We start from the raw sequence: 23619 nt of genomic DNA on the forward strand, positions 1-23619 counted from the left end.
GCCCGCCCGCACGTCGACGCGCCCGCCCGCGCCGGGTCGATGCCCGTCCGCGCCGGGCTGGCGCCTGTCGCGCCCGGGCCGGTCCGGCTCGGCGGGGTGGGCCGTTCGCCCTCCCCCCGCGACCGGTCCGGCCACGCGGTCGAGCGGTGTGGACCCCACCACCGTGGCGAACCGGCAGGTGATGGGGTGGGTGACCACAACGCGCGGTCAGCGTCCGCCGTCGACCGTGGCCTTCATGGCCCAGCTGTTCAGCACCTGGTGGATGCCGCGCAGGCGTTCGTTGATCTGTTCCAGCCGCTCGGCCTGGGCCAGGTTCGCCAGCGCCGTGCCCAGCGCGATCTGCTGGTCCGGGGTGAGGTTCTCCTGGTCGATGGTGTAGAGCAGCTCGACGGTCTCGGCGATCGTGTCGGCCACGGCGGCACCTCCGGCGGGACGGGTCTGGTTTCCTCGGCGCTACCGAAATGATGCATGGAAGCGCTCCCATGCATCAATGCCCCGAGGCTGCCACGCTCATGCACGCGTCCCACCCACCAGACTTCGGTACGGCACTCGCATGATCCACACCGGCTCGGCGATGTGGCGGGGTCGGCGGCCAGTCGATGTCGCCACTTCCCCGAGGTGGCGGCCGGTGAGGCCGGTCAGTCCGAAGCGCCGGACCCGGTGGGTGAGGGGAGAACCGTCCGTTCGCCCTGCCGCGGCAGCGTTCCGCTCCGGCCCGCGCCCGGACCGTCACCCCCCGGCCGGCCCGCGCCCGGACCGTCACCCCCCGGCCGGGCCTCGCCCGGACCGTCGCCCCCGGGCCGGCCCGCGCCGGCCGTGGCGAGGTTGGCGAGCACCACGTCGAGAACCTTGACCGCCTCCGGCTTGGCCAGCGGGTTGTTGCCGTTGCCGCACTTCGGGGACTGGACGCAGGATGGGCAGCCGGTCTCGCACCCGCACTCGACGATCGCGTCCCGGGTGGCGCGCAGCCAGGCGGCGGCCGTCCCGTAGGCCCGCTCGGCGAAACCCGCCCCACCCGGGTGGCCGTCGTAGACGAAGACGGTCGGCGCCTCGGTGTCCGGGTGCAGCGCCGTGGAGAGGCCGCCGATGTCCCACCGGTCGCAGGTCGCCATCAGCGGCAGCAGGCCGATCGCGGCGTGCTCGGCGGCGTGCAGCGCGCCCGGTACGTCCGCCGCCTCCACACCGGCGGCGGCCAGCGACCCGGGGGAGAGTGTGAACCAGACCGCGACGGTGCGCAGCTCCCGCGCGGGCAGGTCCAGCGGGCGGGTGTCGATCACCTCACCGGTGGCGATGCGCCGCCGCTGGTACGACACCACCTGGCTGGTCACGTCCACCTCGCCGAGGAACAGCCCGACCGGGCCGGCGTCGACGTACGAGCGGACCGAGACCACTGACAGCGAGGTGACGTCGCGGGCGTGGGTGGACCAGTCGGGCTCCTCGGCGTGCACGAGCGCGCACCCGTCGGCCAGGTCGAGGGAGTCGACCACGTAGGAGACGCCCTGGTGCAGGTAGACGGCGCCGGTGTGGAGCAGGAAGTGCGCGGACCCGCCGTCGACGGTGCCGAGCAGCCGGCCGGTGGACTCCTCCACCACGCAGACCGGGGCGCCGCCCTCGCCGCGCAGGTCGACCTCGGGGCGTTCCCGATGCCGCCAGTACCAGCCGGTGGGCCGCTGCCGCAGCGCCCCCGCCTCGACCAGCGAGTCCACCGCCTCCTTCGCGCCCTCGCCGAACAGGTCCAGGTCGGCCGGGGTGAGCGGGGCCTCGTGCGCGGCGCAGGCGAGCTGCGGCGCGAGCACGTACGGGTTGGCCGGGTCGAGCACCGTCGCCTCGACCGGCCGCCCGAACAACGCCTCCGGGTGGTGCACCAGGTAGGTGTCGAGCGGGTCGTCCCGGGCCACCAGCACCGCCAGGGCCTCGTCCCCGGAGCGCCCGGCCCGGCCGGCCTGCTGCCAGAGCGACGCCCGGGTGCCCGGCCAGCCGCAGATCAGCACCGCGTCCAGCCCGACCAGGTCGACGCCGAGTTCGAGCGCGTTGGTGGAGGCGAGGCCGAGCAGGTCGCCGTGCAGCAGCGCCCGTTCCAGCTCCCGGCGTTCCTCGCGCAGGTAGCCGGCCCGGTAGGCGGCCACCCGGCCACCCAGCCCGGGCACCGCCTCGTCGAGCGCCCGGCGCGCGTTCGCGGCGACCACCTCGGCGCCCCGGCGGGACCGGACGAACGCGAGCGTGCGTACCCCCTCGACCACGCTGTCGGCGAGCAGGTCGGCGGTCTCCCGCAACGCGGAGCGCCGGACCTGGACGAGGTCGGCGTCGACGGACGCGTCGGTGGGCGGCAGCAGCGGCGGCTCCCAGAGCGCGAACGTCACCCCGCCGCGCGGCGAGGTGTCCTCGGTGACGGCGGTGACGGGCAGGCCGGTGAGCCGCCCGGCCGCCGTCGCCGGGTCACCCGACGTGGCCGAGGCCAGCAAGAAGACGGGGGTACGCCCGAAGCGGGCGCACTGCCGGCGCAACCGCCGCAGCACGTGGGCGACGTGTGAGCCGAAGACGCCCCGGTAGGTGTGGCACTCGTCGACCACCACGTACGCGAGCCGGCGCAGGAAGCCGGACCAGTGCGCGTGCCCGGGCAGGATGCCGTGGTGCAGCATGTCCGGGTTGGTCAGCACGAAGCGGGCGTGCCGGCGGATCCACTCCCGTTCGGCGCGTGGCGTGTCCCCGTCGTAGGTGGCCGGGCGTACCCCGTCCAGCTCCAGGCCGGCGACGGCGCGCAGCTGGTCGGCGGCGAGCGCCTTGGTGGGGGCCAGGTAGAGCACGGTGGCGCGCGGGTCGGCGAGCAGCGTGCCGAGCGCCGGCAGCTGGTAGGCCAGGGACTTGCCGGACGCCGTGCCGGTGGCCACCACGACGTGCTGGCCCGCGTACGCCAGCTCGGCGGCCTCGGCCTGGTGCCGCCACGGGGCGGCGACGCCGCGGCGCGCGAACGCCGCCCGCAGGTCCTCGGGTGCCCAGCCGGGCCACGGGACCGGCTCGCCCGCGCGGGCCGGGACCCGCTCGACATGGGTGACCGGATCGGCGGCGTGCCGCAGCCGCAACCGGTGCAGCAGCTCGGCCGGCGCGCGCCGGGGGCCGGGCCTGTCGTCGGTCACGTCCTGCACTCTCGCACTGGTGTTCGGAATTGGGAACCGCAGGGTGGGGGTATGGGGAGGGCCTTGACCGGTGACCCGAGGGGGTCGCACGGCGGGGATGGTTAGATGCCCAGGAGAGTTTACCGAGGAGGGGCCGATGGAGCTGTCGCTGGCGACCCGCACCGTGGGGGAGCACACGGTGCTCGAGGTCGGCGGTGAGGTGGATGTCTACACCGCCCCCCGCCTGCGTGAACGACTCCTGGAGCTGATCGACGGCGGGGCCCGCCGCGTCGTGGTGGACCTGGGTCGGGTCGACTTCCTCGACTCGACCGGGCTCGGCGTGCTGGTCGGCGCGTTGAAGCGGCTGCGCGCGGCCGGCGGCTCGTTCGCCCTGGTCTGCGACAAGGAGCCGCTGCTCAAGATTTTCCGGATCACCGCACTGGACCAGGTCTTCCCGTTGCACCCGACGGTCGACGCGGCCATCGCCGCCGACACCACCGGCGCGTGATGGCCACCGTCAAGCTGTCCTTCTCCCCGGCCCCGGTGCACGTGCGCACCGCCCGTCTGGTCGGCGTCGCGGTGGCCCGGCGGGCCGGCGTGCGCGAGGACCTGCTCGACGAGGTGCGCCTGGCCATCGGTGAGGCGTGCACCCGGGCGGTGGCGCTGCACCGGCAGTACGGGCTGGCCGAGCCGGTCTACGTGGAGATGTCCGACGGCGGCGGCTACTCGGTGCGGGTGGTGGACCGGGCCCCGATCGAGGCGGGCCTCGGGCTGGCCGCGCTCGGCCCGGACGAGCTGGCGAAGGAGTCGCTCAGCGAGGACGCGCTCACCACCGGGGTGGGCTTCGCCCTGCTCGCCGGTTTCGTGGAGGACCTCCAGGTCCGCCCGGTCGACGACGGTGTCGGCACCGAGGTCCGGATGGCCTGGCCGGCCGGCCGCCCCTGACCCTGTCCGATCGCAGGCCGCGTTCCCCGTCGGGGAGCGCGGCCTCGTCGTGTCGACCGCCCTATATATCAGATTTCCTCGCATAACACAGTTACGAAGATCATCGAGACACGGTGCCCCCTCGGTGTGACCCTCACCACGCCGGAGGGCTACAGTACCCGGGTTGTCAGCAAGTGATCGCTGCCCGCAGCCAGCGGAAACGGGTGGATGGCGCGCGCTGGCGAGTTCGCATCCAGGCGTCGGCCCGTGCGTCTCCACGAGCCGGCGCGAGTGTTCGGTACAGGAGGACATAGATGTCCGGGACCTTGGCCGCCGACGGCGGCGCCCTGTCCCTTACCGGAGCCAACGTGACGTACGTCGTCATCGCCGCGGTCATCGCGCTGGTGGCGCTCGTCTTCGCGGCCGCCCTCACCAGGGCGGTCCTGGCGGCCGGTACGGGAACCACCAACATGCAGGAGATCTCCGGGGCGGTGCAGGAGGGCGCGTCCGCGTACCTGCTGCGGCAGTTCCGCACCCTGGCGATCTTCGTGGTGATCGCCGTCGTGCTGCTCTTCCTGCTGCCGGTGCACGACACCGACGGCAACGAGACCCTGGTGAAGATCGGCCGGTCGGCGTTCTTCGTGGTGGGTGCGCTGTTCAGCGCGTTCATCGGCGGCGCCGGCATGTGGCTGGCCACCCGGGCCAACCTGCGGGTCGCCGCGGCCGCCCGGGAGCGCGAAGGCGGGCGCGAGGGCGCCATGAAGATCGCGTTCCGCACCGGCGGCGTGGTCGGCTTCCTCACCGTCGGCCTCGGCCTGTTCGGCGCGGCGCTGGTCGTCATCCTGTTCCGGGGAGACGCCCCCACCGTGCTGGAGGGCTTCGGCTTCGGCGCCGCGCTGCTGGCCATGTTCATGCGGGTCGGCGGCGGCATCTTCACCAAGGCCGCCGACGTCGGCGCCGACCTGGTCGGCAAGGTCGAGCAGGGCATCCCGGAGGACGACCCGCGCAACGCCGCCACCATCGCCGACAACGTGGGCGACAACGTCGGCGACTGCGCCGGCATGGCCGCCGACCTGTTCGAGTCGTACGCGGTCACGCTGGTCGCCGCGCTGATCCTGGGCCGCGCCGCGTTCGGCGAGGACGGCCTGGTCTTCCCGCTGATCATCTCCACCATCGGCGTGCTGGTCGCGATCGTCGGCGTCTTCATCACCCGGCTGCGCACCAGCGACCGCAACGGCCTGACCGCGATCAACCGGGCCTTCTACCTCTCCGCGGTGATCTCCGCGGTGCTGGTGGCGATCGCCGCGTTCGCGTACCTGCCGGCGACGTTCGGCGAGCTGGAGGGCGGGCTGACCGACGTCGACCGCAACCCGCGGCTGGTGGCCATCGGCGCGGTCGTGATCGGCATCGTGCTGGCCGCCGCGATCCAGGCGCTGACCGGCTACTTCACCGAGACCAACCGGCGCCCGGTGCAGGACATCGGCAAGAGCTCGCAGACCGGCGCGGCCACCGTCATCCTCGCCGGCATCAGCATCGGCCTGGAGTCGGCGGTCTACTCCGCGCTGCTCATCGGCGCCGGCGTGTTCGGCGCGTTCCTGCTCGGCGGCAGCTCCATCACGCTCTCGCTGTTCGCGGTCGCGCTGGCCGGCACCGGCCTGCTCACCACCGTCGGCGTCATCGTCGCCATGGACACGTTCGGCCCGATCTCCGACAACGCGCAGGGCGTGGCCGAGATGTCCGGCGACATCGACGAGCACGGCGCGCGGACGCTGACCGAGCTGGACGCGGTCGGCAACACCACCAAGGCGATCACCAAGGGCATCGCGATCGCCACCGCGGTGCTGGCCGCGACCGCGCTGTTCGGCTCCTACACCGACACCCTGCGGACCTCGTACGCGGACGCGGGTGTGGGCGACGTCGGCACCGAGATCCTCAACGCGCTGAACGTGGCCAACCCGCGCAACCTGGTCGGCCTCATCATCGGCGCCGCGGTGGTCTTCCTCTTCTCCGGCCTGGCCATCAACGCGGTGTCCCGCTCGGCCGGCGCCGTGGTGATGGAGGTACGGCGGCAGTTCCGCGAGCTGCCCGGCATCATGGACCGCACCCAGCGGCCCGAGTACGGCAAGGTCGTGGACATCTGCACCCGGGACGCGCAGCGCGAGCTGATGACCCCCGGCCTGCTGGCCATCCTGGCCCCGATCGCGGTCGGCTTCGGCCTCGGCCCGGGCGCGCTGGCCTCCTACCTGGCCGGCGCCATCGGCGCGGGCACGCTGATGGCGGTCTTCCTGGCCAACTCCGGTGGCGCCTGGGACAACGGCAAGAAGCTGGTCGAGGACGGCGCGTACGGCGGCAAGGGCTCCGAGGCGCACGCCGCCACGGTCATCGGCGACACCGTCGGCGACCCGTTCAAGGACACCGCCGGTCCGGCGATCAACCCGCTGATCAAGGTGATGAACCTGGTCTCGCTGCTGATCGCCCCGGCCGTGGTGGCCTGGAGCGTGGGCGAGGACAAGAACCCCGCGCTGCGCATCACGATCGCCGTGGTGGCCGCGCTGATCATCGCCGCGGCGGTGGTGTTCAGCAAGCGCAAGGGTGTCGCCATGGACAACTCCGACAGCGGTGCGGGCACCCCGGACCAGCGGCCGGAGACGGTCAACGCCTGAGTGACACGACGGTTCCCGGTCGGCCCCGGCCGGCCGGGAACCGTGCCGTCCGGCGGTCCCGTGCACGAAACCTGACCGGTGGCGGTTCCTCCCGGAGGTCGTACGCTGCAACGCATGCGTACGCGCCGGGCGGCAACCGCCGGAAAGCTCACGGTGGTCCTGGCCACGCTGGTTCTCGTCGTCGCCGGGTGCGGTGGTCCCAGCCCGCGCGCCTGGGCGGCGTCGGTCTGCCAGGCGCTCACCCCCTGGCGGGCGGAGATCTCCAAGCTCACCAGCAGCACCCAGCAGCAGATGACCGCGCAGACCACGCCGGCGCAGGCCAGGGAGAACCTGGTCCGGCTGTTCGCCGGCGCCGCAGAGGCCAGCGAGACGGCCCGGCGCAAGGTCGAGGAGGCGGGCGTGCCGGAGGTCGAACACGGCGACGAGGTGTCGGCCGGGTTCCGCGGCTCGCTGAGCAAGATGCGGGACGCGTACGGGCGGGCCCGGGACACCATCGACGGGCTCGACACCGCCCAGGCCGGTCCGTTCTACGACGGCGTGCGCGCCGCCGTGGACACCCTGAACAAGGAGTACGACGCGAGCGCGCTGGACACCAGCAAGCTCAACTCGCCCGAACTGAAAGAGGCCTTCGACGAGGTCCCGGAGTGTCGCTGACCCCTCCCACCCCGAACCCGGCCCGCCAGCCCTCGCTCTTCTCCACCGAGGCGGCCGACCCCGCGCTGGCGGATCTCGCCGGCCTGCTCGCCGGGCCGGGCGAGGTGGTGCGGATGGGCGGCACCGCCCGGATCTCCGTGGTGGTGGACGCCGCCTGGCGGGTGCATGTGCTGGTGGCCGAGCTGGGCGCGCGGGGCGTGCCGGCGAGCTGGGAGCCGACCGGGGACGGCCGGCACCGGGTGCGCACCGCGTACTCGACCACGCTGGCGCCGCTCGCGCGGGCCTGGCTGCGCGGTGCGGCGAAGCGGCCGCCGGCCCGGTTCCACCTGGACGGGCGGCGGCTGCGGCTCTGGGCGGCGGCGGCCGGGACGGCCGAACCGGCCGGGTTCCGGCTCCGGCTCGGCCCGGACGACGAGCCGTGCTGGCCGTCGGTGCGGGCGGCGCTGGCGGCGGTCGGGCTGCCGGCCGCGTTCGTCGAACCGGGCGAGGGCGGGCCCGCCTACCGGATCGGGGGACGCCGGGTGAACCGGCTCGCGGAGCTGGTCGGGGAGCGTCCGCCGGCCGCGCCGGCGGCCGAGTGGCCGGGCCCGCACGGCTGATCCACCGGCGCAACCCCACCGGCTGTCCGATCCCGGACATGCCCGGCGGTGGTTTGGGCCGGAAAACGACCGGTGCCCCCTCCGCCGGGGGTGCGCGATCGTCACAGTGACCCGCCCGGTGCCCTACCCACGGTGTACGGTGGCGCCGTCCGGCAGGGTGCGGCCGGGGCGCCGGGGGAGGCGGCCCGTTTGCCGCCCACGAAACCCGGGACGCGGACGGCGCGTTACGTTGGACATCCGGACCGCCGGCGGTCCGGAGGGGCGAAACACGGCCCGAAGCGGGCATGGCGTAGGAGTGAGGTCGGGGAGAGACGTGCCGAGCAACGCTGGAACCACCCGTCTGGTCATCGTCGAGTCACCGGCGAAGGCCAAGACGATCTCGGGCTACCTCGGCCCGGGGTACGTCGTGGAGGCCAGCTTCGGCCACGTCCGGGACCTGCCCCGCAACGCCGCCGACGTGCCGGCCAAGTACAAGGGTGAGCCCTGGGCCCGGCTCGGCGTCGACGTCGACAACGGCTTCCACGCGCTCTACGTGGTCTCCGCCGACCGCAAGCAGCAGATCAGCAAGCTGGTGAAGCTGGCCAAGGAGGTCGACGAGATCTTCCTGGCCACGGATGAGGACCGCGAGGGCGAGGCGATCGCCTGGCACCTGGTGGAGACGCTCAAGCCCAAGGTGCCGGTCAAGCGGATGGTCTTCCACGAGATCACCAAGCCGGCCATCCAGGCCGCGGTGGCGAACCCCCGGGAGATCGACCGCGACCTGGTGGATGCCCAGGAGGCGCGGCGGATCCTGGACCGGCTCTACGGCTACGAGGTCTCCCCCGTGCTGTGGAAGAAGGTCATGCCGAAGCTCTCGGCGGGCCGGGTGCAGTCCGTGGCGACCCGGATCGTGGTCGAACGGGAGCGCCAGCGGATGGCGTTCCGCACCGCCGAATACTGGGACATCCTGGCCACCCTGGCGGTGGCGAAGCCGGGCGAGGGGCCGCGTACCTTCAACGCCACCCTGGTCGCGCTGAACGGCGACCGGATCGCCACCGGCAAGGACTTCGAGCCGACCACGGGCCGCGTCCGCGCCGGCGCCGGCGTCGTGCACCTCGACGAGAGCGGGGCCCGAGGGCTGGCCGCCCGCCTCGCGGACCGGCCGTTCACGGTCACCCGGGTCGAGGAGAAGCCCTACCGTCGCCGCCCGTACGCGCCGTTCATCACCTCCACGCTCCAGCAGGAGGCGGCCCGCAAGCTGCGGTTCTCGTCGCAGCAGACGATGCGCACCGCGCAGCGCCTGTACGAGAACGGCTACATCACCTACATGCGTACCGACTCGGTGAACCTGTCGGAGACCGCCATCACGGCGGCCCGCCGGCAGATCGTCGAGCTGTACGGCGAGCGCAGCGTGCCGCCGGAGCCGCGCCGGTACACCGGCAAGGTGAAGAACGCCCAGGAGGCGCACGAGGCGATCCGCCCGGCGGGGGACAACTTCCGCACCCCGGGCGACGTGGCCAAGGAGCTGTCCGCCGAGGAGTTCAAGCTCTACGAGCTGATCTGGCGGCGCACCATCGCCTCGCAGATGACCGACGCGGTCGGCTCCAGTGTCTCGGTGCGCATCCGGGCCGTCTCCTCCGCCCAGGAGGAGGCCGACTTCGGCGCCACCGGCAAGACGATCACCGACCCGGGCTTCCTGCGCGCGTACGTCGAGTCGAGCGACGACGAGAACGCCGAGGCGGAGGACGCCGAGCGGCGGCTGCCCACGCTGGTCAAGGACCAGCCGCTGACCGCCGACGAGCTGGCCGCGCAGGGCCACCACACCCAGCCGCCCTCGCGTTACACGGAGGCGTCGCTGGTCAAGGCGCTGGAGGAGCTGGGCATCGGCCGCCCGTCCACCTACGCGTCGATCATGCAGACCATCCAGGACCGCGGATACGTGGTGAAGCGCGGCCAGGCCATGATCCCGTCGTTCCTGGCGTTCGCGGTGATCGGGCTGATGGAGCGGCACTACCCGCGCCTGATCGACTACGACTTCACCGCCAGCATGGAGAACGAACTGGACGAGATCGCCGGCGGCGACCACGCCGCCGTCGACTTCCTCACCTCCTTCTACTTCGGCAGCGCCAACGGCACCGGCGACCAGGCCATCGCGCACGCCGGCGGGCTGAAGAAGCTGGTCACCGAGAACCTCAGCGAGATCGACGCGCGCAGCGTCAACTCCATCCCGCTGTTCACCGACGACGAGGGCCGCGAGGTCGTCGTCCGGGTCGGCCGGTACGGGCCGTACCTCCAGCGCGAACTGCCGGGCGGCGAGCAGGTCACGCCCGCCGGTGAGGGCGAGGAGGGCGGTTCGCAGGGCGACCGGGCGCCGATCCCGGAGGGCCTGGCGCCCGACGAGCTGACCCCGGAGAAGGTGCACGAGCTGTTCCTCGGCGGCGGCGGTGAGCGCAAGCTCGGCGACGACCCGTCGACCGGTGAGCCGATCCTGCTCAAGTCCGGCCGGTTCGGCCCGTACGTGGCCAGCGGCGAGCGCAAGTCGTCGCTGCTGCGCTCGCAGTCGCCGGACAGCCTCACCCTCGACCAGGCGTTGCAGCTGCTCAGCCTGCCCCGGCTGGTCGGCGTGGCCCCGGACGGCGTGGAGGTCTTCGCCAACAACGGTCGCTACGGCCCGTACGTGAAGCGGGGCGAGGAGTTCCGCTCGCTGGAGTCCGAGGACAAGATGTTCACGGTCACCCTCGACGAGGCGCTGGCCCTGCTCGCCGCCCCGAAGACGCGTGGTCGTCGCGCCGCCGCGCCGCCGCTGCGGGAGATGGGCGCCGACCCGCTGACCGAGAAGCCGCTGGTGATCAAGGACGGGCGCTTCGGGCCGTACGTGACCGACGGCGAGTTCAACGCGTCGTTGCGGCGCGGGCAGACGCCGGAGGAGCTGACGCTGGAGCAGGCGTCGGAGATGCTCGCCGAGAAGCGGGCGAAGGGTCCGGCCCCGAAGAAGAAGGCGGCGAAGAAGGCCGCCCCCGCCAAGAAGACCACCGCGGCGAAGAAGACCACGGCGGCGGCGAAGAAGACCACAGCCGCCAAGAAAACCCCCGCGAAAAAGGCCGCCCCCAAAAAGGCGACCTCCACCCCGAAGGAGTGACCTTGGTACGGGGGCGCCCCTGGAGGGGCGGGTCCGTACCAAGATCTCAGCCGGGCCAGCCTGCGGATCGCAGGGCGGCACGTAATTGGGTGAGCACGCGGGTGGGGTCGTTGCGGACGGCCCAGGCGGGGAAGCGGAGTACCCGGTCACCGGTGGCCCAGACGTCGTTCTGCCGCTGCATGTCCGCCCAGGCGCTCTTCGGGTCGAGGTGCTGCCCACCGTCGATCTCCACGTGCACCCGCCACCGCTCGAACCAGACGTCCAGGTAGCGCCGCCGCCCGGTGGCGTCACGCCGGACGACCTGGAGGGACGGTTCGGGTAGACCGGCGCGCCGGACGAGATCGAGGAAGTCGAGTTCGGCGAGGGAATGGGCACCGCCGGCCGCGTCCGTGGCGGTCGCCAGGATCAGCCGACGCCGCCGTGCGCGAGGGAGCCGTTCCAGCACCCGATGCAGGTCGTCGCCCCAGACCAGGCGTTGCTGGAAGCCTGCCGCGATGACGGCCCGTGCCTCCTCGTCGGTCGCCGCCCACTGGGCCGCGTCGACGAGCGAGCGGGCCGGCATGGTCCGGCGGGGCTTGCCGACGTCCAGCACGTCCGACGGCGGCAGTGCGGTGGTGCGGTGGACCCGAACACCTGGCGGCAGGGTTCTCGTCTGGTGCCGGGCGGGCAGCAGAAGATGCACCAGCCGGCTCTGGTAGCGCCGTAGCCCCCACGCCTGTGCTGCGGTGAGTCCACCCAGCGTCGCGGCCGGTCCCGCCGCGAGCACCGCCACCCAATGCCGCTCTCTCGGACCCACCGGCCCGTTGTGGGTGACGTAGACGCGCCGGTGCACCTGCCGCCAGCGCCCGCTGCCGAGCCGGTGCCGAATCGCCTTCTCGGACAGGAACCGTCGAGCCTGCGTCGCTTCGAGCACCCGTTCCTGATGGAACAGCAACCAGCTCAACTCGTCCGCCTCATCCCCCGGCCACTCCACACACGTATCCCACCCCCTGTCCCGTCGTCACTGCTGTCCCTGTGGACAGCCGTCGAGATCTTGGTATGGGAACGCCCCTCAAGGGGCGCCCTCGTACCAAGATCTGGTCAGGAGCCGAGGACCTGGCGGAGGTAGGGGTTTGTGAAGACGTTGTTCGGGTCCAGGCGGGTGCGGACGGACTGGAAGTCGGTGAACCTCGGGTAGGCGGTGGCCAGGGACTCCGCGTTCCGCCAGTGCAGCTTGCCCCAGTGCGGTCGCCCACCCAGCTCGGTCGCCACCTGCTCGAACGCGCGGAAGTACGGCTCGTACGGCATCCCCACGTACTGGTGCACGGCGATGTACGCGGAGTCCCGGCCGAAGGAGTGGGACAGCCAGATGTCGTCGGCGGCGGTGAACCGCACCTCGACCGGGAACAGCACCTTGAACGGCATCCGGTCCACGATCCGGCGCAGCTCGGTCAGCGCGGTGGGCAGCGCGTCGCGGGGCAGCCCGTACTCCATCTCCACGAAGCGGACCCGGCGCGGGGTGCAGAAGACGTGGTCGGAGCGGCCGGTGTAGGTGCGTTCGGTGAGCGCGCGGGCGGAGACGGCGCTGATCCGGGGCGCGAGGGCGGGCACGGCGCGGCCGAGCCGGCAGGCGCCGGCGAAGACGGTGTTGGACAGGAACTCGTCGTCCAGCCAGCCGCGCCAGCGGGGCAGCGGCCGGTCGTCGGCGGGTACCCGGTCGTTTGCCTTGACCTGCACCCGGTCGGTGTAGGGGAACCAGTAGAACTCGGCGTGGTCGTGCCGCTCGTGCAGGCCCGGGAGGTCGTCGAGCACCTCGGCGAGCGGGGCCGGCCGCTCGTGCGCGCGCAGCACGAAGGCGTCCACGCAGCGCAGCGTGACCTCGACCAGCACGCCGACCGCGCCGAGCCCGACCCGGGCGGCGTCGAACACGTCGCGGTGTTCCTCGGCCGAGCAGCGCAGCACCTCACCGGTGCCGGTGACCAGCGTCAGCGCGGTCACGAAGGTGGAGAGGCAACCGAGCCTGCCGCCGGTGCCGTGGGTGCCGGTGGAGAGCGCGCCGGCGATGGTCTGGGCGTCGATGTCGCCGAGGTTGGGCATCGCCAGCCCGTGCCCGGCGAGCAGTTCGTTGAGGGTGTGCAGCGTCATCCCGGCCGGTACGGTGACCAGGCGGCGCGCCACGTCGACGGTGACGTCGGTCTCCAGGTCGGCGAGGTCGAGCCGGTGACCGTCGGCCACGGCGGCGGCGGTGAAGGAGTGACCGCTGCCGATCGCCCGGACCGTCCGGCCGGCGGCGCCGGCCTGGCGGACCGCCTCGGCGACGTCGTCGACCGTCCGGGGACGCGCGGTGAGGAGCGCCGTGCTGTGCTGGTTGCCGGCCCAGTTGGACCAGGCGACGGGGGTACCGGTCATGACGGCCACTCCTCGACATGAATATGAACTGAATTCATATCAGGAACGTTGTGCCTGGTAAATACCGCAATCGAGCCCGGCTCGTTGTACCGGTAGTCACAGACTCGTGACGTGCAGATATGTTCATCCGTCGAAGGGGGGTGGCGCCGAGTGTCCACACCAGCCGCCACGACCGGGCCGCTGCGTCGGGTACCGGTGCAGGGTCGAAGTGTCGCGCGGGTCCAGCGGATGCTGGACGCCTGCGCCGAGCTCGTCGACGAGGTGGGGTACGAGGGGCTGACCACGACCCTGCTCGCCGAGCGTGCCGAGGTGGCGATCGGGTCGGTCTACCAGTTCTTTCCGGACAAGCGGGCGATCGTGCAGGCGTTGACGCTGCGCACCATGGAGTCCTACCTCCAGCGGCTCGACGAGCGGTTCGCCTCGGACGACCTGACCCACTGGTGGGACGGCGTCGACGCGGCGATCGACGAGTACATCTCGATGCACCGCACCGTCCCCGGCTTCCGTACCCTGCACTTCGGCGACGTGGTCGACCTGCACCTGCTGGACGACCAGCGGGACAACAACGGCGTCATCGCGGAGCAGCTCGCCCGCGTGCTCACCGAACGGTTCGGTCTGGCCGGCGTGCCCGACCTGCGGTTCCACCTGGAGGTCGCGGTGGAGGCCGCGGACGCCCTGATCAAGCTGGCGTTCCGCCGGCGCACCGACGGCGACGAGCGGGTGCTGGTCGAGGCGAAGGCGCTCATCCGGGAATACCTGCACCGGCAGGTCGACGCCCCGACGGGGGTCGTCCACCAGGGTTGAGCGGCACGCCGAGCGGCGGGTTCTGCGAGTGCGCCGGGACCCGCCGTCGTCACGTCCCGGCCCGGTCAGAGGAAGGCCCGCCCCTCACCCCGGTAGGTGGGCGCGGTCGCGACCACCGCGTCGCCCTCGACCAGGTGCACCTCGTTGACGTGCTCGCACACCTCACCGGCCTTCGCGTGCCGGAACCACACCCGGTCGCCGACCCGCAGGTCGCTCGCGGCGTCCCCGGCCAGCGGGGTCTGGACCTCGCCCGCACCCTCGGCGCCGAGCAGCGTCAGCCCGGCCGGCAGCCAGGGCCGGGGGAGCCGGCTGTCCGCCGCCGGGCCGGAGGCGATCCAACCGCCGCCGAGCACGGTGGCGATCGCGGGCGTCGGCCGGCGGACCACCGCGCAGGCGAAGAACGCCGCCGGGGTCGGCCGCCAGGCACGGTACGCGTCGAACAGCGTCGGCCCGTAGAGGCCCGAGCCGGCGGTGACCTCGGTGACCGCCGGGTCGGCGCTGGTGGCGGCCACGCTGCCGGTGCCGCCGCCGTTGACGAACTCCAGGTCGGCGTGCTCGCGGACCGCGGCGACCGCCGCCGACCGGCGGGCCAGCAGTTCCCGGTACGACCCGCGCTGGGCGACCCGGATCGCCGACCCGAGCACCGCCTTCCCCGGCGGGGCGTCGCCGAGGCCGGCGATCTGTGCCTCGTACGACATCAGGCCGACCAGCCGGAAGCCCGGCCGGCCGGCGACGGCGGCGGCGAGCGTGCCGGCCGCCCTGGCGCTGTGCACCGGGGAGCGGCGCACGCCGACGTGGACCCGCCCCCGCAGCGGTCGCCAGGAGGCGTCGAGGTCGAGGCAGATCCGCAGGGCGGGGCGGCGGCCGGGCGGGCAGACCCGGTCGATCAGGTCGAGCTGCCCGGCGTCGTCGACCATCAGCGTCACCGCGTCGGCGAGGGCCGGGTCGGCGGCCAGCTCCGCGAGCGCCGCCCGGTGGGCGGTCGGGTACGCCAGCAGCACGTCGTCGCTGACGCCGGTCCGGGCGAGCCAGACCGCCTCGGGCAGGGTGAAGGCCATCACACCGTGCCAGCCGGGGCGCGCGAGCGCGCGGGTCAGCAGCTCGCGGACCCGCACGGACTTGCTCGCCACCCGCAGCGGCTTGCCGCCGGCCCGGCCGACCAGCGCGTCCGCGTTGGCGTCGAACGCGGAGAGATCGACCACCGCGTACGGCGGGTCGAGGTGGGCGGTCGCCCGGTCGAGACGATCGCGAAGTTCGGCACGGTCGATGGCCACGTCTGCACGCTAACTGTCTGGACGGCAATGCGAAATACCCTCGCGTCTGTCCGGGCTGCGGGCGGTGGTCCCGGCGGCCTAGGCTCGGCGAGCAGGTGAATGTCGCGGGGGGCGACGCCCTCTGCGCGACTAGAGTGTTCCACCGGGGATGCCCACATCTGGGCCGGCACGTGGAGGTACGGCCATCGAAAGCCAGAAGAACGGCGAGTCGCCCGGCGTGTCGTCGCCCGGCACACAGGCCGACCGCTCCGGGATCGCCGCCATCCGTTCGGTGCTGCGCATCCGGCCGTTCCGCCGGCTGTGGATCGTGCTCAGCGCGGCCTCCTTCGGCGACTGGCTCGGCCTGCTCGCCACCGCGCTCTTCGCCGCCTCGCAGGTGTCCGGCAGCACCGCCCAGGGCGCGGCCTTCGGTGGCGTGACCGCCATCCGGCTGCTGCCGGCGCTGGTGCTCGGCCCGGTGGCGGGCGTCTTCGCCGACCGGTTCGACCGGCGGTGGACGATGGTCATCTGCGACCTGCTGCGCTTCGTGCTCTTCGCGTCGATCCCGCTCTACGCGCTCACCGGCGCCGCGGGCGGCCTGGTGGTCGGCTGGGCGCTGATCGCCACCTTCCTGATCGAGTCGATCACCCTGATGTGGATCCCGGCCAAGGAGGCGGCGGTCCCCAACCTGATCCCGCGTACCCGGCTGGAGGCGGCCAACCAGCTCACGCTGATCACCACGTACGGCCTGACCCCGGTGGCCGCCGCCGTCGCGCTGGCCGTGCTCGACCGGGGCGTCCGCGGGGCGGTCGGTGGTGACCTGCCCGACTGGGCCGAGCCGGCCCAGCTCGCGCTCTGGTTCAACGCCTTCTCCCGGCTGGCCACCGCGCTCGTGGTGGCGTTCGGGATCAAGGAGATCAGCGAGGCCCAGCGCGGCGAGGGGGAGCGCGCCGAGCAGAGCATGTTCCGCCAGTTCGCCGAGGGCTGGAAGTTCATCGGCCAGACGCCGCTGGTGCGGGGCCTGGTGCTCGGCATCTTCGGCGCCTTCGCCGGCGGCGGCATCGTGGTCGGCACGGCCAAGTTCTTCGCCAACTCGCTCGGCGCCGGCGACGCCGCGTTCTCGCTGCTCTTCGGCGCGATCTTCGTCGGGCTGGCGCTCGGCATCGGGCTCGGCCCGATGATCGTGCGGGACATGTCCCGCCGCCGCTGGTTCGGCATGAGCATCGTGCTGGCCAGCGCATCCGTGCTGGTGCTCGCGTTCGCCATCCACCTGTCCATGGCGATCGTCGGCGCGATCCTGGTCGGCGCCGGCGCCGGCATGGCGTTCCTGGCCGGCACGACGCTGCTCGGCGGCGAGGTCGCCGACGAGGTGCGCGGCCGGGTCTTCGCGGTGGTGCAGATCGGCACCCGGCTGGTGCTGATCCTGGCCATCGCGCTGAGCAGCCTGCTGGTCGGCGTCGGCGGCTCCCGCCAGCTCACCATCGCCGACCTGGGCATCTCGATCTCCTCGACCCGGCTGCTTCTGCTCGCCGCCGGCGCGGCCGGCATCTTCGCCGGGATCAGCGCGTTCGGGCAGATGGACGACAAGAAGGGCGTGCCGGTCCTCGCCGACCTCTGGGGTTCGATCCGGGGCCGCCCGCTGATGCCGGCCGAGCCGTTCGTCTCCAGCGGCCTCTTCGTGGTCTTCGAGGGCGGTGAGGGCGCCGGCAAGTCGACCCAGCTCGCGACGCTCGCCGAGCGGCTGCGCGGCCAGGGTCGGGACGTGGTGGTCACCCGCGAGCCGGGCGCCACCGGGGTCGGCGAACGGATCCGTTCGCTGGTGCTGGGCACCACCCACGACGACACGCCGTCGCCGCGCGCCGAGGCGCTGCTCTACGCCGCCGACCGCGCCCACCACGTGGCCACCGTGGTCCGTCCGGCGCTGGTCCGCGGCGCGGTGGTGGTCAGCGACCGCTACGTCGACTCGTCCCTGGCCTACCAGGGCGCCGGCCGGACGCTGCCGGTCGACGAGGTCTCCTGGCTCTCCTCCTGGGCCACCGGCGGCCTCAAGCCCGACCTGGTGGTCCTGCTCGACGTCGACCCGCGCACCGGCCTGGGTCGGGTGGAGGCCCGCAGCGAGGGCGCCGACCGGCTGGAGGCCGAGTCGCTGGCGTTCCACGAGCGCGTCCGCTACGCCTTCCTCGACCTGGCCGCCGGCGACCCGAAGCGCTACCTGGTGCTGGACGCGTCCCGGCCGGTCGAGGAGATCGCCGACGCGGTCGCCCGGCGGGTGGACGAGTTCCTGGTCGATCCGGCCGCGATCGTGCACCCGCGCCCGGCGCAGGGCCCGGACACCTCGGTCCAGCCCGAGTTATCCGACGCGGAGCTGGTGACGATGGAGCAGACCCGCCGATGACGGACGTCTTCGGTGACCTGGTCGGGCAGGACGAGGCGGTGGCCACGCTGCGGCGGGCCGCCGCCTCGGCCGCCGCGCTGCTGCGTGCCGCCGCGCCCGTCGCGGCCCACGCGGGCGCACCGGCCGGCGCCGGGGACCCCGAGGGGCACGACGGCCTCGACGCGCTCGCCGAGGAGTTCGACGAGCCCGGCGCGGACGGCCCGGTGGCTCCCCCCGCCGCCGACCCGGGCGCCGGGATGACCCACGCCTGGATCTTCACCGGGCCGCCCGGGTCCGGTCGGTCGGTGGCGGCCCGCGCCTTCGCCGCCGCCCTGCAGTGCGTCCACGGCACCGGATGCGGTCGCTGCCCGGGCTGCCACACCACGTTGGCCGGCACGCACGCCGACGTCCGGCTGGTGGTGCCCGAGGGGCTCTCCATCGGCGTCGGCGAGATGCGCGCGCTGGTGCTGCGGGCGGCGAGCACGCCGTCCGGCGGCCGGTGGCAGGTCGTCATCATCGAGGACGCCGACCGGCTGACCGAGGCCGCCGGCAACGCGCTGCTCAAGGCGGTCGAGGAGCCGCCACCACGTACCGTCTTCCTGCTCTGCGCCCCCTCGACCCACCCGGACGACGTCTCCGTGACCATCCGCTCCCGGTGCCGGGTCGTGCCGCTGCGCCAGCCGCACGCCGGCGCGGTGGCCGAGGTGCTGGTCCGCCGGGACGGCATCGCGCCGGACGTCGCCGAGTGGGCCGCGGCGGCCGCGCAGGGGCACGTGGGCCGGGCCCGGCGGTTGGCCCGCGACCCGGAGGCGCGGCAGCGGCGGGACGCCGTGCTCGCGGTGCCGCGCCGGCTCACCGGCGTGGGCGCCGCGTTCGACGCGGCCTCGGCGCTGATCGAGGCCGCCGAGGCGGAGGCCGCCGCCTCGGTCGCGGAGGCCGACGAGGCGGAGCGGGCGGCGCTGCAGACCGCGCTCGGCGCGGGCGGCACCGGCCGGGGCGCCGCCGGCGCCATGCGGGGGGCCGCCGGCCAGCTCAAGGACCTGGAGAAGCGGCAGAAGTCGCGGGCCACCCGGGCCCAGCGGGACGCGCTGGACCGCGCGCTCGTCGACCTCGCCGGTTTCTACCGGGACGCGCTCACCATGGCGCTGCGGGCGCCGGTCGCCCCGGTGCACACCGACACGGCGGCGCTGGCCGGGGCCGGTGCGCAGAAGTGGGAGGCCGAGGGCGCGCTGCGCCGCCTGGAGGCGGTGCTGGAGTGCCGGGCGGCGATCGAGGCGAACGTCAAGCCGCGGATCGCGGTGGAGGCGATGATGCTGTCCCTCTGGCGGGGCTGACCCCACCCCACCCCGGGCCTGTCCACAGGGCATCGACAGGCGCGATTGACGTGCGGTACGGTCCGGTGATGCCGTGGTGACGAAGGCGGCACGCTCAGTAAGGGCGACGCCGGGGGGCCGGCGCCGCCGACCGGCCGGGAGGAGTCCGCCGATGCCGCGGGGGGAGATCGACGAGGCCTGGATCGAGGAGGCGGTGCGGCGCTACCGCCGCATCGAGACCCTGCAGGCCGAGTTCGACCAGGCGGTGGCCACGGTCGAGGTCACCGTCCGCTCACCCGACGGGCTCGTCGAGGTGGTGGTGACCGCCGGCGGGCGGATCACCGACGTGCGTTTCCTCGGCCCGCTGCACCAGCGCAGCCCGCGCGACGTGGCCGGCTCGGTGCAGGCCGCGGTGACCGCCGCCGCCGACGCGGCGCAGTGGGCCCGGGAGAAGCTGCACAACGAGACCTTCGCGGCCTACCGGCCGCTGGCGGGAGCCTGACATGGAGACGCTGCGCGCGCTCGCCGCCCGCCTCGACGAGGCCGGCGCGACCCTCGCCACGCTGGCCCGCACGGTGACCGCCACCGACCCGCCGCACCCCGCGTTCGGCGCCCACGCCGTCGGCCGGCCCGGTGAGGTGGGGCGCGCGCTGCACCGGCAGTGGACCGCCGCCACCGCCGACCGGGCGCGCGAGGCCCAGGCCGCCGCCAACCGGCTGGCCACCGCCGCGGCCGCCCTGCGCAGTGCCGCCGACCGTTACGCGGCGGCCGACGACGCGGTGGCCCGCCGGCTGGCCCGGGAGGCCTGATGGACGCGCTCGACCGCCTGGCCGAGCCGGGCCTCGACCTGCTCGCCCGGGTCGACGCGCTGCTGGCCGCCGGCGCGCCCGAGGGGCACCGGCTCTGGCCGTTGCTGCGCCGGATGCAGGTCCTCCCCGGTGCGGCCGTGCGCGAGTTCCTCGACCTGCACCCCGCGCCGCTGACCGGCGCCGGCCACGCCGTGCGCCGGCTCGTCCGGGGCTACGACGACACCTGCGCCCTGCTCACCGACCAGGTCGCCTGGTCCGGGTCGGCCGCCGCGGCCTACGACGAGGCCCGTGGCGCACTGCTGCGGCACCTCGACGAAGGGCCGGAGAGCCTGGTCGGGCGGCTGGAGTCCACCGCGGGCTACGCCGACGCGCTGGCCGGCTGGGTGGAGAGCAGCCGGGCCGCCCTGGCCCGGGTGCTCGCCGAGGTGCTGGGCTCGGCCGAGGCGGTCACCGTGCACGCGGCCGGTCGCCCGGGCGGCGAGGCGGGCCGGGTCGGGGCGTCGGCGGCGGCGGAGATCGCCACCCGGGTGCTCTCGGTGCTCGGGGTGGCCTACGACGGCGCCGAGACGCTGCTGCGCCAGTGGGGGCCGAGCCTGGCCGAGACGACGTGGCGGGACCGGGCCGCCACCGCGCCGCGCTACGGCGGCACCACCCGGATCGGCTACTGACGGTCCACGGCGTCGCGCGCCGATCCGGCCGTGGCCGGGCATCGGCGGCGACGCCGTGGCCTTCCCCTGCACCCCCCGCAGGTATGCCTTCACTCAACGCGGTCGGCCGGCGTTTGTCCCGCGCCCGGCCCAGGATTCAGCCGTCCGGGCGAGGTGTGGGAGGCGCTTCGGTCGGGTTGATCGGGATGGATCGCTGCGTCGGGTGACCGGACGGCGACCGGTCGGCCGTCCGCCGGCGCGCCTCCGCGTAGGGTGGGCACATGGGCATGCTCTGCGCGGTCAGCTTCAACCGGTACGGGCGCCTCTACTACCTGGACCCGGGCGAGCTGCGCCCGCAGGTGGGCGACCGGGTGCTGGTGCCCACCGACGACGGGCCCGAGGTGGCCGAGTGCGTCTGGGCCGCGCAGTGGGTCACCGAGGACACCGACGGTTTCCCCCGGCTGGCCGGGCTGGCCGGCGACGACGACCTGCGCCGCGACGAGCTGCTGCGCCGGCGCAAGGCCGAGGCGAAGGTGGCCGCCAAGCGGCTGATCCGGGAGCACGGCCTGCCGATGAAGGTGGTCGCCGTCGACCACGTCCTCGCCACGCCGGAGAGCGGCAGCGACCGCACCACCATCTACTTCACCGCGCCGCACCGGGTGGACTTCCGCTCGCTGGTGCGCGACCTGGGCGCGACGCTGCACTGCCGGGTCGAGCTGCGGCAGCTCTCCGCCCGCGACTCCGCGCGGGTGCAGGGCGGCATCGGCTCCTGCGGGCGCGACCTGTGCTGCGCCACCTTCCTCACCGACTTCGAGCCGGTGACGATCCGGATGGCGAAGGACCAGGACCTGCCGCTCAACCCGCTACGGATCTCCGGCGCGTGCGGGCGGCTGATGTGCTGCCTGAAGTACGAGCACCCGCTCTACCAGCGGTTCCAGGAGTCCGCCCCGGCGGTCGGCAGCCGCGTCTCCACCCCCGAGGGCGAGGGCAAGGTGGTCGGCCACAGCGTCCCGCGGGACGCGGTGACGGTCCGGCTGGATGCAGACGGCTCCCGCTGCCAGTGCAGCCGCGCCTCCGTCTGCGCCCCCCGCCAGGCCCACGACCAGCACTACAACACCTCCTCCTGACCTCCCGCCTCCGGCACGGTGCCCGGTCAGCGGAGGGTGACGGGGGGTTCGGCCAGGCGGGGGGTCAGCGGGGTCTTCGGGGTCAGCCAGGGGGCGGTGGGGGAGTCGTCCGGGTTGAGCTGCCAGGCGTGGGCCACCCGGTCCAGGGCGATCGGGTAGATCGTCAAGGTGCCGTCCGGGTCGATCCGGAACCGGAGGAACGCCTTCGAGTCCTCGATGCCCTGGGCGGCGAACAACTCGTTCAGGTTGACCCCGAACGCGCCCGCCACCAGCAGGTAGAGCGCCACGACCTGGCTGGCGACCAGCCCACTTGCCGGACCGTAGAGGACGACCGCGGCGACCGCCGGCCACGGCCACGGCCAGTCGTAGAACGGCAGGTGCAGCCAGACCCAGGTGCCACCGGCCGCCAGCGCCACCTGCGCCACCCCGTGTGTCACGCCGAGGATCCAGTGCCGGGCGTGCCGTTTCCCGCCCGCGCTGGGCGGCTTGGCGAAGAACGCCGCACCCAGCAACGTCACCACCAGCATCGCCACCAACGGCACGCTGAACAGCCGCTGCGCGGTGGAGTCGGCCCGCTGCGCGGCCACCCCGGCCATCGCCAGCATGAGCAGCGTGTGCACCGTGCCGAGCAGGGTGGTGAAGCCCGGGTTCCGGAACGGCAACCGGCCGAAGATGCCCCAGCCGTACCGCCGGGAACGGGCCCGGTCCGGGTAACGGGCGGCCAGGTCGTACTCGCGGGTGCGGCTGGCGCGCCGGGTGAGCGTGTCGCGCGGCGGCACCTCCAACCGCTCCGGCAGGTGGTGGGTGGGGTAGAGGTAGGCGCCGCCGCCACCGCAGGTGATGAGCTGCCGCTCCGGGCCGGCGTAGCGGGCGTAATGGTGCAGGTCGCCGGAGACCAGCACCCGTACCTGCGCCCCGGTGGGCGCGACGATGGTCCGGATGAAGTAGTCGATCGAGTCGTACGCGTTGGGGTGGTCGACGGCCTTGACCCACGTCGGCGCCGGCACCGCCAGGATCACCTTGGACCGCGGGTTGAGCTTGCGGGCGACCTGGTCGAAGTAGGTGAGCTGCGGATCGTCCAGGTACGACCCGGACTGGTCGTCCAGGCCGAGCAGCCACCAGTCCGCCGGCAGCTCGACAGCGAAGTACGAGCGGGACTGGCCGGTGCCCCAGCCGGCGAAGTGCCGGTCCCGGGAGCGCACGAACAGCCGCAGGAACGCGGTGAGTCCGTCGTACCAGTCGTGGTTGCCCGGCACCGCGAAGAGCGTCGGCCGCTCCGGCGGGGCGACCGGCAACGCGGCCTGGTAGGGACCCTTGCACCGGTCCTCGTACGCCTCGTAGCCCGCCGACGGGTAGACCTGGTCGCCGCCCATCACCAGCGTCTGCGCGCGGGGCAGCCGGTGCCCGTCCACCGTCAGCTCCGGCTGCGCCAGCAGGTACGCGATCGAGTAGGTGGCGTCGAAGCCGTCCCCCAGGTCGGCCACGTAGTCGAGCCAGAGCCCGCCGTCCGGCCCGACCTGCCGGAACGTGTCGTCGCCGAAGGCGTTCTGCAGCTCACGCTTGTCCAGGTACGCGCCGAACAGCATGGCGAGCAGCGTCCGCAGGCCGGTGCTGATCAGCAGCAGCGGCGCGAGCCAGGGGACCGGTGGGCGCGGGGTGAAGCCCAGCTCCCGGGGGTCCATGCTCAGCGGGCGGCGGGAGGCCCGCTCGCCCGGGTGCGCCGCGGGGGACGGTCGGGGTGGTTCGTGGTCCTCGCTCACCCGCCGCAGGGTAGTCCGGTCCGGACGGGAAGTCTCTCCCGTACTCGGGCAGATGTGCCCGATGTCCGGTTCT

The 23619-nt window shown here is 73.7% G+C and carries 19 protein-coding genes; 13 read left to right on the plus strand and 6 right to left on the minus strand.

Features of this window, described 5'->3' with window-relative positions; translation table 11 throughout:
• Positions 1 to 207 precede the first annotated feature (207 nt).
• Positions 208 to 414 (minus strand): hypothetical protein, encoded by a 207-nt coding sequence (locus ACN27B_RS11870; protein WP_099162875.1) that lies wholly within the window; start codon positions 412 to 414, stop codon positions 208 to 210.
• Positions 415 to 638: 224 nt separating this feature from the next.
• Entirely contained in the window at positions 639 to 3134 is a 2496-nt protein-coding gene (locus ACN27B_RS11875) for a DEAD/DEAH box helicase (RefSeq protein ID WP_422744936.1), read from the minus strand.
• A gap of 136 nt (positions 3135 to 3270) precedes the next feature.
• On the opposite strand from ACN27B_RS11875, the gene ACN27B_RS11880 reads away from it, so the two are divergent.
• From ACN27B_RS11880 to topA, 6 genes are all read left to right on the plus strand, one after another.
• On the plus strand, positions 3271 to 3621 hold the full coding sequence (locus ACN27B_RS11880; protein WP_396754047.1) for an STAS domain-containing protein: 351 nt from the start codon (positions 3271 to 3273) through the stop codon (positions 3619 to 3621).
• Positions 3621 to 4058 (plus strand): ATP-binding protein, encoded by a 438-nt coding sequence (locus tag ACN27B_RS11885; protein ID WP_422744938.1) that lies wholly within the window; start codon positions 3621 to 3623, stop codon positions 4056 to 4058. The genes ACN27B_RS11880 and ACN27B_RS11885 overlap by 1 nt, the downstream gene beginning before the upstream one ends.
• 293 nt (positions 4059 to 4351) lie before the next feature.
• Entirely contained in the window at positions 4352 to 6700 is a 2349-nt protein-coding gene (locus ACN27B_RS11890; RefSeq protein WP_091583561.1) for a sodium-translocating pyrophosphatase, read from the plus strand.
• A 114-nt stretch (positions 6701 to 6814) separates the two neighbouring features.
• The gene (locus ACN27B_RS11895; protein ID WP_099162871.1) at positions 6815 to 7354 is read left to right on the plus strand and encodes a hypothetical protein; all 540 of its coding nucleotides are present in this window, start codon (positions 6815 to 6817) and stop codon (positions 7352 to 7354) included.
• Positions 7345 to 7953: a hypothetical protein gene (locus ACN27B_RS11900; RefSeq protein WP_099162870.1), complete on the plus strand. Its 609-nt coding sequence runs from the start codon at positions 7345 to 7347 to the stop codon at positions 7951 to 7953. Before ACN27B_RS11895 ends, ACN27B_RS11900 begins: the two co-directional genes overlap by 10 nt.
• A gap of 313 nt (positions 7954 to 8266) precedes the next feature.
• On the plus strand, positions 8267 to 11071 hold the full coding sequence (gene topA, locus ACN27B_RS11905) for a type I DNA topoisomerase (RefSeq protein ID WP_396820854.1): 2805 nt from the start codon (positions 8267 to 8269) through the stop codon (positions 11069 to 11071).
• Between the two features lie 46 nt (positions 11072 to 11117).
• On the opposite strand, the gene ACN27B_RS11910 is transcribed toward topA, so the two are convergent.
• Entirely contained in the window at positions 11118 to 12044 is a 927-nt protein-coding gene (locus tag ACN27B_RS11910) for a DUF559 domain-containing protein (protein ID WP_422744941.1), read from the minus strand.
• A gap of 107 nt (positions 12045 to 12151) precedes the next feature.
• Positions 12152 to 13468, minus strand: coding sequence for a D-arabinono-1,4-lactone oxidase (locus ACN27B_RS11915; protein ID WP_422744943.1), 1317 nt, complete (start codon positions 13466 to 13468; stop codon positions 12152 to 12154).
• 219 nt (positions 13469 to 13687) lie between these two features.
• On the opposite strand from ACN27B_RS11915, the gene ACN27B_RS11920 reads away from it, so the two are divergent.
• Entirely contained in the window at positions 13688 to 14263 is a 576-nt protein-coding gene (locus ACN27B_RS11920; RefSeq protein WP_091583544.1) for a TetR family transcriptional regulator, read from the plus strand.
• A gap of 65 nt (positions 14264 to 14328) precedes the next feature.
• Here the strand turns inward: ACN27B_RS11920 and ACN27B_RS11925 are convergent, their stop codons facing one another.
• Positions 14329 to 15537: an amino acid deaminase/aldolase gene (locus ACN27B_RS11925; protein WP_099162867.1), complete on the minus strand. Its 1209-nt coding sequence runs from the start codon at positions 15535 to 15537 to the stop codon at positions 14329 to 14331.
• Positions 15538 to 15844: 307 nt separating this feature from the next.
• Here ACN27B_RS11925 and tmk point away from each other — a divergent pair, with 307 nt between their 5' ends.
• The 6 genes from tmk (at position 15845) to ACN27B_RS11955 (ending at position 21786) form a co-directional block, all read left to right on the plus strand.
• Positions 15845 to 17911, plus strand: a complete 2067-nt coding sequence (tmk, locus tag ACN27B_RS11930) for a dTMP kinase (protein WP_253866753.1) — start codon at positions 15845 to 15847, stop codon at positions 17909 to 17911.
• Positions 17908 to 19224, plus strand: a complete 1317-nt coding sequence (locus ACN27B_RS11935; protein ID WP_422744945.1) for a DNA polymerase III subunit delta' — start codon at positions 17908 to 17910, stop codon at positions 19222 to 19224. Before tmk ends, ACN27B_RS11935 begins: the two co-directional genes overlap by 4 nt.
• A gap of 151 nt (positions 19225 to 19375) precedes the next feature.
• The gene (locus tag ACN27B_RS11940) at positions 19376 to 19705 is read left to right on the plus strand and encodes a YbaB/EbfC family nucleoid-associated protein (RefSeq protein ID WP_099162865.1); all 330 of its coding nucleotides are present in this window, start codon (positions 19376 to 19378) and stop codon (positions 19703 to 19705) included.
• Between the two features lies 1 nt (position 19706).
• Complete coding sequence (locus tag ACN27B_RS11945; protein ID WP_099162864.1) at positions 19707 to 20012, plus strand: hypothetical protein; 306 nt, start codon at positions 19707 to 19709, stop codon at positions 20010 to 20012.
• Positions 20012 to 20680, plus strand: a complete 669-nt coding sequence (locus ACN27B_RS11950; RefSeq protein WP_099162863.1) for a hypothetical protein — start codon at positions 20012 to 20014, stop codon at positions 20678 to 20680. Before ACN27B_RS11945 ends, ACN27B_RS11950 begins: the two co-directional genes overlap by 1 nt.
• Positions 20681 to 20940: 260 nt before the next feature.
• Entirely contained in the window at positions 20941 to 21786 is an 846-nt protein-coding gene (locus ACN27B_RS11955; protein WP_422744948.1) for a PSP1 domain-containing protein, read from the plus strand.
• A 26-nt stretch (positions 21787 to 21812) separates the two neighbouring features.
• Here ACN27B_RS11955 and ACN27B_RS11960 read toward each other — a convergent pair whose 3' ends face one another.
• Positions 21813 to 23546, minus strand: coding sequence for a metallophosphoesterase family protein (locus ACN27B_RS11960; protein ID WP_422744950.1), 1734 nt, complete (start codon positions 23544 to 23546; stop codon positions 21813 to 21815).
• Positions 23547 to 23619 lie beyond the last annotated feature (73 nt).

Origin of the sequence: Micromonospora sp. WMMD754, from assembly GCF_049315235.1 — a bacterium.
In the GTDB taxonomy this organism is placed as follows: Bacteria; Actinomycetota; Actinomycetes; order Mycobacteriales; family Micromonosporaceae; genus Micromonospora; species Micromonospora sediminicola.